Below are 14,739 nucleotides of genomic sequence, written 5' to 3'. Positions count from 1 at the left end.
GTCGGACATCCCACCGCGACCCCGGAGGACAGCGTGCTCTATCCCGAGGAGCGCCAACAGGCGATCGCCGCCCGCGTCGCCGACCGGGGACGGCTCGCGGTGACCGCGCTGGCCGAGGAGTTCGGCGTAACGACCGAGACGGTGCGCCGCGACCTCGCCGTCCTCGAGCGCGCCGGGATGCTGCGCCGCGTCCACGGCGGGGCGGTGCCCGCCGGAGCCCTCACGCTCGTCGAACCGGGTCTCGGCGAGCGCCACCGCTCGCGCAGCGAGCAGAAGCGGGCCATCGCCACCGCGGCACTCGCGCTCCTGCCCGGCGCCGACGGCAGCATCGTCCTGGACGGCGGCACCACGACGGCCGGCCTCGCGGAACTCCTGCCCGCCGACCGCCGGCTGCTCGCCGTGACGTCGTCGGTGCCCATCGCCTCCCGGCTGTCGGTCACGGCAGGCGTCACCCTGCACGTGCTGGGCGGCCGGGTGCGCGGCGTCACGCAGTGCGCGGTCGGCGAGACGACCGTCCGGGCGCTGGACGAGCTGCGGGTCGACGTCGCCTTCCTGGGCGCGAACGGCATCACGCCCGGGCACGGCTTCACCACCCCCGACGACGCCGAGGCCTCCGTGAAGCGGGCGATCGTGCGGGCCGGCCAGCGCGTGGTCGTGCTCGCCGACAGCAGCAAGCTGGGCCGCGAGCACCTGGTGCGCTACGCCGCGATCGAGGACGTCGACGTCCTGGTCACCGACGAGGGGGCCGATCCCACGGTCGTCGCCGAGCTGGAGAAGGCCGGCGTCGAGGTCGTGCTCGCATGAGCGGCGCACGGGTGGTGACCCTCACGGCGAACCCGAGCCTGGACCGCACCCTCGAGCTGCCCGTCCCGCTGACCGAGGGCGGCATCGTCCGGCTCGCCGGCACCAGCACCGAGCCCGGCGGCAAGGGCGTCAACGTGGCGCGCGCGATCGCGGCGGCGGGCGGCGACGTCGTCTCCGTCCTCCCCGCCGCCGACTCCGATCCCATCCTGCAGGCGCTGCGGGCCCTCGGCCTCGAGCTGGCGACCGTCCCCGTCGAGACCCCGGTGCGCACCAACTACACCCTCGTGGACCCGGCCGGGACGACGACGAAGCTCAACGAGCCCGGCGCCCCGCTGACCGAGCACACGCGGGCGGCGCTGACCGGCGCGCTCCACGCCCACGCAGCCACCGCGCAGTGGGTGGTCCTCTCCGGATCGCTCCCGCCGTCGACTCCGCCCGGCTGGTACGCCGAGCTCGTCGTCTCCCTGCGCGACACCGGCGCCCGGATCGCCGTCGACACCAGCGAGGCACCTCTGCTGGCCCTGCTGCAGGCCGGTCCCGCGGCCGCGCCGGACCTGCTCAAGCCGAACGCCGAGGAGCTCGCCCAGCTGGCCGGCCGCACCGAGGCCGACGTCCTCGCCGACCCGGCGGTGCTCCTGGCCGCCGTCCGGTCGCTGCACGAGCGCGGCGTCGGCGAGGTGCTGCTCACCCTGGGCGGCGACGGCGCGGTGCTGAGCACCGCCGACGGCGGTCTCTGGTCGGCCCGGCCGCCGGCGGTCACCGTCCGCAGCACGGTCGGGGCCGGCGACAGCAGCCTCGCCGGCCACCTCCTCGCCTCCCTCGCCGGTGCGCCACCGGCCGAGCGGCTGCGCTCCGCCGTCGCCTACGGGTCGGCCAGCGCGTCGCTCCCAGGATCTGCCGTCCCCAGCCCGGCCCACGTGGACGGTTCCGCCGTCCGGGTCATGGCCGGGCTCCCCGGCAGCAGCACCCCCGTTCCACCCCCCTCCGTTCCGGCCGCCGGCCGCGACGTCCTCTGACGCCTCCGGGAGAGGTCCCATGCCCGCACTGATCACCACCGACCTGGTCGCGCTCGACGCCGACCTCGGTGCCGACAAGGGCGCGGTCGTGCGCCGGCTGGCCGAGTTGGTCGCCCGGGCCGGCCGGGCCACCGACGCCGATGCCCTGCACGCCGACGTCCTCGCCCGCGAGGCGCAGGCCGCCACCGGCCTGCCCGGCGGCATCGCCATCCCCCACTGCCGCTCCGCAGCGGTCACGGAGGCCTCGCTGGCCTTCGCCCGGCTCCGGCCGAAGGTCGACTTCGGCGCGCCGGACGGGCCGGCCGATCTCGCCTTCCTCATCGCGGCGCCGGCCCACGGCGACGCCGACCACCTCACGCTGCTCACGGCGCTGGCCCGGGCGCTCGTCCGGCCGGAGTTCGTCGCCTCGCTGCGGTCGGCGTCCTCGGCCGAGGAGATCGTGCGCCTGGTCGAGGAGGTCGTCGCACCGGAACCCGCGGCCGCGACGGCCGGGGCGACCGCGGCGCAGGCCACTGCGCCGGCCGGAACGGCGTCCGGGGCGCCGGCCGCGCGCAAGAGCATCGTCGTCGTCAGCGCCTGCCCGACCGGCATCGCGCACACCTACATGGCCGCCGACAAGCTCGTCGCCGCGGGCAAGGCGGCCGGGGTCGACGTGCACGTCGAGACCCAGGGCTCCTCCGGTGCGACGCCGCTGGACCCCGCCGTCATCCGGGCCGCGGACGCCGCGATCTTCGCCGTCGACGTCGGCGTGCGGGACCAGGGCCGGTTCGCCGGCAAGCCGCTCGTGCAGAGCGGGACCAAGCGGGCCATCAACGAGCCCGACGCGATGATCCGCGAGGCGCTGGCCGCCGCGGACGACCCCAACGCCCGCCGGGTGTCCGGGGCCGCCTCGGCCGAGGCGCCCGCGGCGTCGGGCGGCGGTGGGGCCCGGACCGGGTCGGAGATCCGGCGCTGGCTGCTCACCGGCGTCAGCTACATGATCCCGTTCGTCGCGGCCGGTGGTCTGCTCATCGCGCTCGGCTTCCTCTTCGGCGGCTACCAGATCGTCAACGGCAACCCCGACGTCGAGGGCCAGAGCTACGCCCTGTCCTGGGTGCTGAACAACTCGTTCTTCGACCTGCCGAGCGCCTCGGGCATCGAGGGCCTCAACGACGGCTTCCTGGGCTACCTCGGTGCGGTCTGCACGGTGCTCGGCCAGGCGGCGTTCGGCTTCCTGGTGCCGGCCCTCGCCGGGTACATCGCCTTCGCGATCGCCGACCGCCCCGGCATCGTCCCCGGCTTCGTCGTCGGCGCCGTGTCGGTGACCGTCGGCGCCGGCTTCATCGGCGGCCTGATCGGCGGCATCATCGCCGGCTTCGCCGCGCTGTGGATCAGCCGCTGGAAGCTGCCGGCCGGTGTCCGGGGCCTCCAGCCGGTCGTGATCATCCCGCTGTTGGCCACGCTGATCTCCAGCGGCCTCATGGTCGTCGTCCTCGGCCGTCCCCTGGCCGCGGCGCTGGAGGGGCTGGGCAACTGGCTTAACGGCCTGACCGGCTCGGCCGCGATCCTGCTCGGGATCATCCTCGGCCTGATGATGTGCTTCGACCTGGGCGGCCCGGTGAACAAGGCGGCCTACGTGTTCGCCACCACCGGCCTCACCGCCGCCATCGCCGGCGACGGCGGGCAGCAGGAGCTGGTCATCATGGCCACCGTCATGGCGGCCGGCATGGTGCCGCCGCTGGCCATGGCGCTGAGCACGGCGATCCGGCCGCGGCTCTACACGCCCGCGGAGCGGGACAACGGCAAGGCCGCCTGGCTGCTGGGCGCGTCGTTCATCTCCGAGGGCGCGATCCCCTTCGCCGCCGCCGACCCGCTGCGGGTCATCCCCTCGATGATGCTGGGCGGCGCCACGACCGGAGCGATCGCGGCGGCCAGCGGTGTCGAGCTGCGCGCCCCGCACGGCGGCGTGTTCGTGCTCTTCGCCATCAACGGTGTGCTGATGTTCCTGGTGGCGATCATCGCCGGGATGATCGTCGGAGCCCTGGCCGTGACCGTCGCCAAGAGCATCGGGCGGTCCGATGCCGAGGAGGCCCCCGAGGACGCCGTCGACCTCGAGCACGCGCACACCCCGGCCTCCGCCGTCCCGGCGCGCGCGGCGAGCGCCTGAGCGGTAGAGAGAGGGACACGAGCACGCATTCCCAGCAGCGAGGAAGAGGACCGATGCCCAGCCAGACCGTCACCGTGGGATCGCGCGTCGGGCTGCACGCCCGGCCCGCCGCCCTGATCGCCGAGGCCGTCGGGAAGGCCGGGGTGCCCGTCACCCTGGCCACCCCGGGTGGGAACCCGGTCGACGCCGGGTCCCCGCTGATGATCATGACCCTCGGCGCCAAGCAGGGCACCGAGGTCGTGGTGAGCAGCGACGACCAGGCGGTGCTCGACCAGATCGCGGGCCTGGTGGCCCAGGACCTCGACGCGGAGTAGCACGCACCCACCCACGACGGCGCCCCCTCCCAGATCCCGGGAGGGGGCGCCGTCGCTGGATCGAGGCGTCGCCGACGTCGACACTGTCGACACCGCCAGGCCCCTGCACCTCATCTCTCGTGCCAGGAGACGACGATGACGACGCCGCAGACCGGAGCAACCGTGACCCGCGCCGATGCCGACGCCGTCGCCACCGTGATCCTGCTGAACTCCGGCCTCACCCACCGGTCCCGTGCCGAGCTGACCGACGTCCTGCACGACGTCGCGGCGGACGGGACCGTGCGCGCCGTCGTCCTGACCGGTGCCGGGCGGGCGTTCTGCGTCGGGCAGGACCTGACCGAGCACGTCGAGGCCCTGCGCGCCGACCCCGCCACCGCCATGGAGGTGGTCGCGGAGTCCTACAACCCCATGGTCCTGGCCCTGGCGGCGATCCGGGTCCCGGTCGTGGTCGCGGTGAACGGCGCCTGCGTGGGAGCCGGCCTGGGGCTCGCTCTCGCCGGCGACCTCCGCGTCGCCGCGGCCGGCGCGAAGTTCGGCACCGCCTTCACCGGCATCGGCCTGTCCAGCGATTCCGGCCTCGCGTCCCGGCTCGTCCACTGCCTCGGCCTGTCCCGCGCGACGGAGCTGCTGCTCCTGCCCGAGCCGGTCAGCGCCGAGACGGCGCTGCAGTGGGGCCTGGTCCACCGGGTGGTCGAGCCCGACCGGGTGCACCCCGAGGCCCAGGCCCTGGCCACCCGGCTGGCCCAGGGACCGACGGCGGCCTACCGGGCGGTGAAGACCGTCCTGGCCACCGCCGCGACCGACTCGCTCGAGGACAGCCTGTCTCTCGAGGCGAGGCTCCAGGCCGCGCTGGGACGGACCGCCGACCACAGCGAGGCGGTCGAGGCGTTCCTCGCCAAGCGGCCCCCCGTGTTCACCGGGCGATGAGCGGTGACCCTGCCGCGCAGGCCGCGGCGGAGGACGCAGTCCGGCGCTTCCTGGCCGACGACGCGACGGCGCGGGCGCTCGGCATCACCGTGAGCGGGGTGGCGCCCGGCGTCGTGCGTACCCACATGGTCATCCGGCCGGCGATGCTCAACGGCCACGGCACGGCCCACGGCGCCGCGCTCTTCGCCCTGGGCGACATCGCGTTCGCGATGGCCTGCAACTCCCACGGCCTCCCGGCGGTCGGACGGTCGTGCAGCATCGAGTACCTCGCCCCGGCCGCCGAAGGGGACGCGGTCACGGCGTCCGCGGTGGAGCGCTCGGTCGTCGGGCGCACCGGCATCTACGACGTCGCCATCGTCCGGGACGCGGACGGACAGCTGCTCGCGGAGATGCGCGGGCACAGCCGGGTCGTCGCCCACCCCACCTGATCCGGCGGGGATCGAGGTCAGGGCCGGGCGCGCAGCCCGCGGAAGGTCGTGGTGACCAGCGCGTCGGCGAGGTCGTCGGCGGAGAGGCCGCCGTCGGGCCGGTACCACTCGGTGAGCGAGTTGACCGTGCCGAAGAGCAGGCGACTGGTGACGGCGGGGTCGACGTCGGGACGGACGTCGCCCTCGTCCTCGGCCGCCCGCACCAGGTCGGTGACGACGTGGTCGAACTCACGCCGCCGCTGCAGCGCCGCCTGCTCGACCGGGGAGTTGCCGCGTACGCGCAGCAGCAGCGTGACGAACGGCAGTTCGGCCGCCAGCACGCGGACCGAGCCCCGGACGACGTGCTCGAGCCGATCGATGGCCGGACCGGTCGTGGCCTCCGGCTCGGTGGTGACGGCGGAGAGCGCGTCGAGCGCTCGGTCCAGGGCCAGCCGCAGGAGCTCGACCTTGGTCGGGACGTGGTGGTAGATCGCCGACTTCGTGACGCCGAGACGCGTCGCCAGCTCCTCCATGCTGGTGGCGTCGTAGCCGCGCTCGTTGAACAGGGCGACGGCGACGTCGAGCAGCGAGTCCAGCGAGTGCCCGGGCCGGCCGCGGCGCGCGCGGGTGGGGTCGGCGGTGGACGTCACGCGCGCTCCCGGTGGTCGGCGAACCGCTGCAGCTTGCCCACCGACCGGGGCAGGGTCTCCGGATCGACGACGAGGACCTCGATGCTGGTCCCGACGGTGTCCTTGACCCCCTGGGCGACCACCGCCGCAGCGGCCGCGCGCCCGTCCGCGGGAGAGTCCGGCCGCGCCTCGACGCGGCAGACGAGGTGGTCCATCCGCCCGCGGGTGACGAGCTCGAGCGCGAAGTGCGGGGACAGTCCTGGTGTGCGCAGCACGATCTCCTCGATCTGCGTGGGGAACAGGTTGACGCCACGCAGGATGATCATGTCGTCGGTGCGACCGGTGATCTTCCGCATCCGCCGGAAGGCGGGGCGTGCAGACCCCGGCAGCAGGCGGGTGAGGTCGCGGGTGCGGTAGCGGACGACCGGCATCGCCGCCTTGGTCAGCGAGGTGAGGGCCAGCTCGCCCTCCTCGCCGTCGGGGAGCACCTCACCGGTGATCGGGTCGATGACCTCCGGGTAGAAGTGGTCCTCCCAGACGTGCAGGCCGTCCTTGGTCTCCACGCACTCCTGGGCGACGCCGGGGCCGATGACCTCGGACAGGCCGTAGACGTCGACGGCGTGGATCCCGGCCCGCTCCTCCATCTCCCGGCGCATCTCCTCCGTCCACGGCTCTGCGCCGAAGATGCCGATCTCCAGGCTGCTGGCCCGCGGGTCCAGGCCTTGCTTCTCGAACTCGTCCAGCACGGTCAGCATGTACGACGGCGTGACCATGATGATCCGCGGCTCGAAGTCGCGGATCAGCTGCACCTGACGCGGGGTCATGCCCCCGGACACGGGGATGACGGTGCAGCCGAGCCGCTCGGCGCCGTAGTGCGCACCGAGGCCACCGGTGAACAGCCCGTAGCCGTACGCGTTGTGCAGCCGGTCCCCCGGCCGGCCCCCGGCGGCGCGGATCGATCGGGCCATGACCGACGCCCACGTGTCGAGGTCCCGCTCGGTGTAGCCGACGACGGTGGGCGTGCCCGTGGTGCCGGACGAGGCGTGCACGCGCCGGACCCGGTCCTGCGGGACGGCGAACATCCCGAACGGGTAGTTCTCGCGCAGGTCGCCCTTGCTGGTCGTCGGGAACCGCGCCAGGTCGGCCAGCTCCCGGCAGTCGTCGGGGTGCACGCCGGCGGCGTCGAACGCTCGACGGTAGTGCGGCACGTTCTCGTACGCGTGCCGCAGCGACCACCGCAGCCGCTCGAGCTGGAGAGCACGGAGCTCGTCGACGCCGATCCGCTCGACGGGATCGAGCAGCGCCGGGTCGGGCGCCTCGCCCACTCGCCGTGCTGCCGGTGTCTGCTCGGTCGTCGTCATGGCGGTCCCTTGTGTGCGGGCGTGGTGTGGGTCACACTATTCCTGACCAGTTGGTCAGTAAATAGCCCAGGAGAGCCGATGTCCGCGCCTTCGCTGGACCGCCCGACCGCCCCCGACGAGAAGGCCCTGCAGGACCAGTTCGACGCCACCCTCGCCGCCGACCACCGGATCGAACCGCGCGACTGGATGCCCGAGGGCTACCGGAAGACCCTGATCCGCCAGGTGGCGCAGCACGCCCACTCGGAGATCATCGGGATGCAGCCCGAGGGCGACTGGCTGCTCGCCGCCCCCAGCCTGCGCCGTAAGGCGGTGCTGCTGGCCAAGGTGCAGGACGAGGCCGGCCACGGGCTCTACCTCTACTCGGCGGCCGAGACCCTCGGGGCCGACCGCGCCGACCTCACCGACAAGCTCATCGAGGGCACGCAGAAGTACAGCTCGATCTTCAACTACCCGACGCTCACCTACGCCGACGTCGGGGTGATCGGGTGGCTCGTGGACGGCGCCGCGATCTGCAACCAGGTGCCGCTGTGCCGCAGCTCCTACGGCCCGTACGCCCGCGCCATGATCCGCGTCTGCAAGGAGGAGTCCTTCCACCAGCGGCAGGGCTACGAGCTGCTCATGACGATGATGCGCGGCACCGACGAGCAGCGGGCCATGGTGCAGGACGCCGTCGACCGCTGGTGGTGGCCCTCGCTGATGATGTTCGGCCCGCCCGACGACGACAGCCCGAACACCGCGCAGTCGATGGCGTGGGGCATCAAGCGGCACACCAACGACGAGCTGCGGCAGCGCTTCGTCGACATGTCCGTCCCCCAGGCCGAGGTCCTCGGGGTCACGCTCCCCGACCCGGAGCTCTGCTACGACGCCGCGACCGGGCACCACCGCTTCGGGCAGCTCGACTGGGACGAGTTCAAGCGGGTCATCGCCGGCGACGGGCCGATGAACGCCGTCCGCATCGCCCGCCGCCGGGCCGCCCGCGACGACAACGCCTGGGTCGTCGAGGCGGCCACCGCGTATGCGGAGAAGCACGGTGCCTGATTTCACCGCCGAGGGTGGCCACGGCGCCGTCCCCACCGGTCCTGAAATCCCGGTCGAGAGCCGGCCGTCGAAGGTCCGCCGCGACTGGCCGCTCTACGAGGTGTTCGTCCGCGGCAAGCGCGGGATCAACCACGTGCACGTCGGTTCGCTGCACGCCCCCAACGACGAGATGGCCGTGCACGCGGCGCGGGACCTCTACACCCGGCGCAACGAGGGCGTGAGCATCTGGGTGGTCAAGGCCGCCGACATCACCGCCTCCAGCCCCGACGAGAAGGACCCGATGTTCGCCCCCAGCGGTGACAAGGTCTACCGGCACCCGACCTTCTACGACATCCCCGAGAACGTCCCCCACATGTGAAGGGCCCCGCATGGCGCACGAGGAGACCGTCTACGACGCGCTGACCAACGCGCACGACGACGCCGGGCACTGGGCGTTCGGCACCGGGTTCGACGACCCGCTGGCCGGCGTCGACACCACCGTCCCCGACGGCGTCGACCCGGCCGATCTCGGCGTCTACTGCCTGATGCTCGGGGACGACGCGCTGGTGCTCGCCCAACGGTTGACGGAGTGGATGACGAACGCGCCGGAGCTCGAGGAGGAGGTCGCGTTCGGCAACATCGCCCTGGATCTGCTCGGCCAGGCCCGGCTCCTGCTGGCCCGCGCCGGCTCGACCGGCGTCCTCGGGCGGTCGCGGACCCTCGCGACCGGGTCCATCCCCGACGAGGACGCGCTGGCCTACTTCCGGGACGCCGACGAGTTCCGCAACACCGCTCTCGTCGAGGCGCCGAACGGCGACTTCGCGCAGACGATGATCCGGCTCCTCGTCGCCACGACGGTGCGACTGGCGGTGTTCGCGCGGCTGCGCGGGTCCCGCGACCCGGTGCTCGCCGCCATCGCCGCGAAGGGCGTCCACGAGCTGACCTACCACCGGGACCATGCCGCGCGCTGGGTGCTGCGGCTCGGCGACGGGACGGCCGAGTCCTCCCGGCGCGCCCGGGCGGGGGCCGCCGCCGTGTGGCCCCTGACGGCCGAACTGTTCACCGCCACGGACGTCGAGGCCCGGCTGACCACCCTCGGGGTGGCCGTCGACCCGGTCGACGTGCGCGACGAGGTACGGGGCGTGCTCACCACGGTTCTGGAGCGGGCGACCCTGACCGTGCCGGCCTGGCCGGCCGAGACCCCTCCGCGTGGGCGCCAGGGTGTGCACGGTCCCGAGCTGGCCGACCTCCTCGCCACCCTGCAGGGGCTGGCCCGGCAGCACCCGGCGGCCACCTGGTGAGCGCCGGAGCGGTCGATGCCCGGTCGGTGGCCAGCACGGTCACCGACCCGGAACTGCCCCTGCTGACGCTCGCCGACCTGGGCATCCTGCGCGACGTCCGGGTCGAGGACGGCACCGTCGTCGTCGAGGTCACGCCGACCTACTCCGGGTGCCCCGCGATGGGCGTCATGCGGGCCGACCTGGTGCTCGCCCTGCACCGGGCCGGGTTCGCCGCTGTCGACGTGCGAACCGTGCTCTCCCCCGCGTGGTCCACCGACTGGATCAGCAATGAGGGCCGCCGCAAGCTCGCCGCGGCGGGCATCGCGCCACCGGGCGCGGCGCCGGCCCGGGCGCCCGGCCCCGTTCCACTGCAGCTGGGCGCGGTGCGCCGGACGGCGGCCTGCCCGCGGTGCGGTTCGCCCGACACCGTGGAGCAGAGCGAGTTCGGCGCCACCGCGTGCACGGCCCTGCGGCGCTGCCGCAGCTGTCTCGAGCCGTTCGAGCACGTCAAGGAGATCTGATGACGTCGACCGCTCCCGCCCGTCCGCGCCGGCGCCCCCGGTTCCACCCGCTGACGGTGGCGAAGGTGGAGCGGCTCACCGACGACGCGGTCGCGGTGACGTTCGACGTCCCGCCGGAGCTGGCCGAGGACTACCGCTTCCAGCCCGGTCAGGCGCTCACCCTGCGGCGGCTGGACGGCGACCGGGACGAGCGCCGTTCCTACTCGATCTGCGCGCCGGTGGGTGCCGCACCGCGGGTCGGCGTCCGCGAGGTCCCCGGCGGCTTCTTCTCCTCCTACCTGGTGCACGAGGTGCGGCCGGGCGACGCCATCGAGGTGCTCCCCCCGTCGGGCACCTTCACCGCCGACCTGTCGACGCCCGCCGACCACGTCTTCGTCGTCGCCGGCTCGGGCATCACGCCCGCGCTGTCGCTGGCGGCCAGCGTGCTCCGCGACGGCGAGTCCACGGTCACCGTCTTCTTCGGCAACCGGCGCACCAGCACGGTGATGTTCGCCGACGAGCTGGCCGATCTGAAGGACGCCCACGGCCCCCGGCTGCAGCTGGTGCACGTGCTCTCCCGGGAGCCCCGCGACGCGGAGCTGACCAGCGGCCGGCTCGACGGCGCGCGGCTGCGCAGCCTGGTGCAGAACCTCGTCGAGGTCGAGCGCGTCGACCACTGGTGGCTCTGCGGCCCGCACGGCATGGTCGGCGACGCACGCGAGCTCCTCGCCGAGCTGGGGGTGCCGTCGGAGAAGGTGCACCAGGAGCTGTTCTACGTCGACGACGTCCCGCCGCAGCCGGTCCGCGGCGACGACCGCACCGTCGCCGGACCCAGCAGCCAGGTCACCATCGTCCTCGACGGTCGCTCCACCACCCTGGCGCTGCCGAAGGAGGAGACGGTGCTGGACTCCGCCCAGCGCGTCCGCTCGGACCTGCCCTTCGCCTGCAAGGGCGGGGTGTGCGGCACCTGCCGGGCGCGGGTGACCGACGGCGAGGTCGAGATGCGGCGCAACTACGCCCTGGAGACCCACGAGGTCGAGGCAGGCTACGTGCTCACCTGCCAGACGACGCCCGTCTCCGACCGCGTCACCGTCGACTTCGACGCCTGACCTCGAAAGCGGCGGCCCGGAGCGTGGGCTCACCAGGGCGGTCGGAATGGTTGACGATTGAAGTACCTTGAGGACCGGTGACCCGCACGACCGTCCTCCGGAGCCCCCCGTGACCATGCCGCAGCGCAGCAGCACCGCCGACGCCGACGCCCGCATCCCGGCCGGCCATCCGTTCGCGGCGCACCTGCGCCGCGTCGCCGCGGTCGAGGCCGCGCAGCCGCACCGGCCGTGGACGCCGGAGGACGGGCCGCTGCCCAGCCTCTACCTGTCGCACGGTGGCGGACCGCTGCCGTTCCAGGACCCGCAGTGGCTCGACCCGCTGCATGACTGGGCCCGGTCACTGCCCAAGCCGAAGGCGATCCTCGTCGTCTCCGCGCACTGGGAGTCCGCGCCCCTGTCGGTCAGCGCCACCCGGCCGAGCGACCTGGTCTACGACTTCGGCGGCTTCGACCCGCTCTACCACTCCTTCCGGTACGACACCCCCGACGCCGGCGAGCTGGCCCGGCAGGTCGTCCGGCTCATGCCGGACACCGAGCAGGTGCACCAGCACGCCCGCCGCGGCCTCGACCACGGCGCGTGGGTGCCGCTCAAGATCATGTACCTGGCGGCCGACGTCCCGGTGCTGCAGCTGAGCCTGCCCACGGAGGACCCCGACGCGCTGCTGGCCCTCGGCGAGCGGCTGCGGCCGCTGCGCGAGGAGGGCGTGCTCGTCGTCGGGTCGGGGCACATGACCCACGGCCTGCCCTTCCTCACGCGCGAGATGTTCACCGGGAACGTGGTGCCCGGCTGGTCGGCGGACTTCGACGCATGGGCCGTGGACGCGCTGGCCCGCGGCGACGTCGCCGAGCTCGCCCGCTACCGCACCGCCGCGCCGGGGATGCCGTACGCGCACCCGACGGTGGAGCACTTCACCCCGCTGTTCGTCACCCTCGGGGCGGCGACCGACCCCACGGCGCCGGTCCTCACCACCCTGGAGGGCTACGGCGTCGGGCTGTCCCGGCGTTCCTTCCAGGCGGCCTAGCAGGGGCGCCGAGGTCAGGGCCGCGGCAGGACGGTCAGCACCCGCACCACGTGGTCGCGGAACTCCTGCATGTAGTCCTCGAGGAAGCCGGCCGTCGTCTCGTCGACCACCTCGCCGTCGTCGCGGAAGCGCGGGACGACGGCCGGTCGATCACGCCGGGACGACGTCGGGAACGAAGTGCTGGCTCTCCTTGGGCGGCCGGACGTAGTCGCCGCGCACCCGCGGCCGGGGCGGCAGCGTCGGGGGCTCGGGGGTGAGGTCCTCGTACGGCACCTGTCCGAGCAGGTGGTTGATCACGTTGAGCCGGGCACGCTTCTTGACCTCCGCCTCCACCACCCACCAGGGGGCCTCGGGGATGTCGGTGGCGGCGAGCATCGCGTCCTTGGCGCGGGAGAAGTCCTCCCAGCGGTTGCGCGCCTCGAGGTCCATCGGGCTCAGCTTCCAGCGCTTCGTCGGGTCGGTCAGGCGCTGCTGGAACCGCCGCTCCTGCTCGTTGTCGCTCACGGAGAACCAGTACTTGATCAGCTGGATGCCGCTGCGGACCAGCATCCGCTCGAACTCCGGACAGGAGCGCAGGAACTCCCAGTACTCCTCGTCGGTGCAGAACCCCATGACCCGCTCGACGCCCGCGCGGTTGTACCAGGAGCGGTCGAACAGGACCATCTCGCCGCGGGCCGGCAGGTGCGGCACGTAGCGCTGGAAATACCACTGCCCCCGCTCCCGGTCGTTCGGGGCGGGGAGGGCGACCACCCGGGCATACCGGGGGTTCAGCGGCTCGGTGATGCGCTGGATCGCCCCTCCCTTGCCGGCGGCGTCGCGGCCTTCGAAGATCAGGACCACCCGGAGGCCCTGCGCCCGGATGAACTCCTGCTGCTTGACCAGCTCCACCTGCAGCCGGACCAGTTCGCGCTCGTAGTACTTGGTGCTCACTCGGGCGGTCGACCGCGGAGCCTCCTCGACCGACGCCTTCTGCTTGGCAGTCGTCATCCCTGGAGCGTCCTCTCGGCGAGGCGGCACATCAACGCCCGCGGTCCCGGCGGCACCGCGCCGGCGCCAGGTCAGACGTGTGCCTGCCCCGTGGACGCGCTCGTACCGCCGTCCACCGGCAGGATCGCCCCGGTCACGTACCGGGCGGCGTCACTGGCGAGGAAGAGCACGGCCGGCGGGATGTCCGTCGGCTCCCCCGGCCGGCCGAGGGGGATGCGGTTGACGTGCGGGGCCAGGGACGCCTCGTCCCGGCCCACGCCCTCGGTCAGCTCGGTGAGGGTCAGCGCGGGAGCCACCGCGTTCAGCCGCACCCCCTGCGCACCCCAGTCCAGCGCCAGCGAGCGGACGAAGTTGTCGATCGCGGCCTTCGTCGCGTTGTAGGCGGCCTGGCCCCAGTCGCCGCGCTGCCCGGAGACCGAGGAGACCGCGACGAGGTTGCCGCCCGACGTCGCCAGGTGCGGCAGAGCCGCCTTGGCGAGGTGGAAGAACGCATCGACGTTGGTGGCGCGCAGCCGCTCCCACGCCTCGTCGCTCAGCTCGGTGAGCGGGCCGGTCTCGTAGCCCGCGGCGTTGCTGACGACGACGTCCAGCCGGCCGAACCGGGAGACGACGTCGGCCACCAGCGCGGCGACCTGGCTGCCGTCGGAGACGTCGGCGGGCAGCGCGGCGGTCCGCTCCCCCGGGTACCCCTCCAGCGCCTCGGCCAGCCGGTCGGGACGGCGCCCGGTGATCGCCACCGTCGCCCCCGCGTCGAGGAAGGCGCGCGTGATGGCCCGGCCGATGCCGGTGCCACCCCCGGTGACCAGGACGACGGAGCCGGTGAAGTCGAACGACGCGGTGGGCACCGACGCATTCTCCCCCGGTCGGCTGCTGACGGGCCGAGGAGGTCAGGGCTGCCAGCGCGCGCGCACGTCCTCGGCGAAGGCCGTGTACTCCCGCACCGGGAGGACCTCCTCGAGGGTGAGGTGGTGACTCATCGGGAGGGCGCCCATGACGATCTGGTCGAGCTGGTCGTGCGACTCCACGTCGACGATGCCGATGACCCGACGCTGCCCGGCGACCTTGTACAGGCTCCTGATGACGCCGGCCTCGATCGCGCCGAGCGCCGCTTGCGTCTCCCGTTCCCATTCGTCCCAGAACGCGTCGCGGTCGAGCCGGGTGTGGTCGACGCGGAAGCTGACGTGGAACAGCATCGGGTGCTCCGAAGGTCCGGGCGGCGCC

The 14,739-nt window shown here is 73.6% G+C and carries 17 protein-coding genes; 12 read left to right on the top strand and 5 right to left on the bottom strand.

Annotation, left to right across the window (positions count from 1 at the left end; all coding sequences use genetic code 11):
• The first annotated feature begins 33 nt into the window (after positions 1 to 33).
• From DQ239_RS01665 to paaI, 6 genes are all read left to right on the top strand, one after another.
• Positions 34 to 804: a DeoR/GlpR family DNA-binding transcription regulator gene (locus DQ239_RS01665; protein WP_113832516.1), complete on the top strand. Its 771-nt coding sequence runs from the start codon at positions 34 to 36 to the stop codon at positions 802 to 804.
• Entirely contained in the window at positions 801 to 1,820 is a 1,020-nt protein-coding gene (locus tag DQ239_RS01660; RefSeq protein ID WP_113832515.1) for a 1-phosphofructokinase family hexose kinase, read from the top strand. The genes DQ239_RS01665 and DQ239_RS01660 overlap by 4 nt, the downstream gene beginning before the upstream one ends.
• Before the next feature lie 19 nt (positions 1,821 to 1,839).
• Complete coding sequence (locus DQ239_RS01655; RefSeq protein ID WP_113832514.1) at positions 1,840 to 3,966, top strand: fructose-specific PTS transporter subunit EIIC; 2,127 nt, start codon at positions 1,840 to 1,842, stop codon at positions 3,964 to 3,966.
• Between the two features lie 53 nt (positions 3,967 to 4,019).
• Positions 4,020 to 4,280 carry an HPr family phosphocarrier protein gene (locus DQ239_RS01650; protein WP_113832513.1) on the top strand — a complete coding sequence of 87 codons (261 nt, stop codon included), beginning with the start codon at positions 4,020 to 4,022 and terminating at the stop codon, positions 4,278 to 4,280.
• Between the two features lie 135 nt (positions 4,281 to 4,415).
• Complete coding sequence (locus tag DQ239_RS01645) at positions 4,416 to 5,207, top strand: enoyl-CoA hydratase-related protein (RefSeq protein ID WP_113832512.1); 792 nt, start codon at positions 4,416 to 4,418, stop codon at positions 5,205 to 5,207.
• Complete coding sequence (paaI, locus tag DQ239_RS01640) at positions 5,204 to 5,635, top strand: hydroxyphenylacetyl-CoA thioesterase PaaI (RefSeq protein ID WP_113832511.1); 432 nt, start codon at positions 5,204 to 5,206, stop codon at positions 5,633 to 5,635. Before DQ239_RS01645 ends, paaI begins: the two co-directional genes overlap by 4 nt.
• A 17-nt stretch (positions 5,636 to 5,652) precedes the next feature.
• Here paaI and DQ239_RS01635 read toward each other — a convergent pair whose 3' ends face one another.
• A complete protein-coding gene (locus tag DQ239_RS01635) occupies positions 5,653 to 6,264 on the bottom strand; it encodes a TetR/AcrR family transcriptional regulator (protein ID WP_113832510.1) in 612 nt (203 codons plus the stop codon).
• Positions 6,261 to 7,604, bottom strand: a complete 1,344-nt coding sequence (gene paaK, locus DQ239_RS01630) for a phenylacetate--CoA ligase PaaK (protein ID WP_113832509.1) — start codon at positions 7,602 to 7,604, stop codon at positions 6,261 to 6,263. The genes DQ239_RS01635 and paaK overlap by 4 nt, the downstream gene beginning before the upstream one ends.
• Positions 7,605 to 7,682: 78 nt before the next feature.
• Here paaK and paaA point away from each other — a divergent pair, with 78 nt between their 5' ends.
• The 6 genes from paaA to DQ239_RS01600 all read left to right on the top strand — a co-directional run bounded on the left by paaA (position 7,683) and on the right by DQ239_RS01600 (position 12,531).
• Positions 7,683 to 8,642 (top strand): 1,2-phenylacetyl-CoA epoxidase subunit PaaA, encoded by a 960-nt coding sequence (gene paaA / locus DQ239_RS01625; protein ID WP_113832508.1) that lies wholly within the window; start codon positions 7,683 to 7,685, stop codon positions 8,640 to 8,642.
• Positions 8,635 to 9,000, top strand: a complete 366-nt coding sequence (paaB, locus tag DQ239_RS01620) for a 1,2-phenylacetyl-CoA epoxidase subunit PaaB (RefSeq protein WP_113832507.1) — start codon at positions 8,635 to 8,637, stop codon at positions 8,998 to 9,000. The genes paaA and paaB overlap by 8 nt, the downstream gene beginning before the upstream one ends.
• Before the next feature lie 10 nt (positions 9,001 to 9,010).
• Complete coding sequence (gene paaC / locus DQ239_RS01615) at positions 9,011 to 9,922, top strand: 1,2-phenylacetyl-CoA epoxidase subunit PaaC (protein ID WP_113832506.1); 912 nt, start codon at positions 9,011 to 9,013, stop codon at positions 9,920 to 9,922.
• Between the two features lie 26 nt (positions 9,923 to 9,948).
• The gene (gene paaD, locus DQ239_RS01610; protein WP_233488618.1) at positions 9,949 to 10,422 is read left to right on the top strand and encodes a 1,2-phenylacetyl-CoA epoxidase subunit PaaD; all 474 of its coding nucleotides are present in this window, start codon (positions 9,949 to 9,951) and stop codon (positions 10,420 to 10,422) included.
• Positions 10,422 to 11,510 (top strand): 1,2-phenylacetyl-CoA epoxidase subunit PaaE, encoded by a 1,089-nt coding sequence (gene paaE / locus DQ239_RS01605; RefSeq protein ID WP_113832504.1) that lies wholly within the window; start codon positions 10,422 to 10,424, stop codon positions 11,508 to 11,510. The genes paaD and paaE overlap by 1 nt, the downstream gene beginning before the upstream one ends.
• A gap of 115 nt (positions 11,511 to 11,625) precedes the next feature.
• A complete protein-coding gene (locus DQ239_RS01600; protein ID WP_113832675.1) occupies positions 11,626 to 12,531 on the top strand; it encodes a class III extradiol ring-cleavage dioxygenase in 906 nt (301 codons plus the stop codon).
• Between the two features lie 150 nt (positions 12,532 to 12,681).
• Here the strand turns inward: DQ239_RS01600 and ppk2 are convergent, their stop codons facing one another.
• The 3 genes from ppk2 to DQ239_RS01580 all read right to left on the bottom strand — a co-directional run bounded on the left by ppk2 (position 12,682) and on the right by DQ239_RS01580 (position 14,711).
• The gene (ppk2, locus tag DQ239_RS01590) at positions 12,682 to 13,518 is read right to left on the bottom strand and encodes a polyphosphate kinase 2 (protein WP_113832503.1); all 837 of its coding nucleotides are present in this window, start codon (positions 13,516 to 13,518) and stop codon (positions 12,682 to 12,684) included.
• Between the two features lie 71 nt (positions 13,519 to 13,589).
• The gene (locus DQ239_RS01585) at positions 13,590 to 14,363 is read right to left on the bottom strand and encodes an SDR family oxidoreductase (RefSeq protein WP_113832502.1); all 774 of its coding nucleotides are present in this window, start codon (positions 14,361 to 14,363) and stop codon (positions 13,590 to 13,592) included.
• 42 nt (positions 14,364 to 14,405) lie between these two features.
• Positions 14,406 to 14,711, bottom strand: a complete 306-nt coding sequence (locus DQ239_RS01580; protein ID WP_113832501.1) for a muconolactone Delta-isomerase family protein — start codon at positions 14,709 to 14,711, stop codon at positions 14,406 to 14,408.
• Positions 14,712 to 14,739 lie beyond the last annotated feature (28 nt).

Source organism: Blastococcus sp. TF02-09 (assembly GCF_003319105.1).
Taxonomy (GTDB): domain Bacteria; phylum Actinomycetota; class Actinomycetes; order Mycobacteriales; family Geodermatophilaceae; genus Blastococcus.
This window is presented reverse-complemented; position numbering and strand designations above follow the sequence as displayed.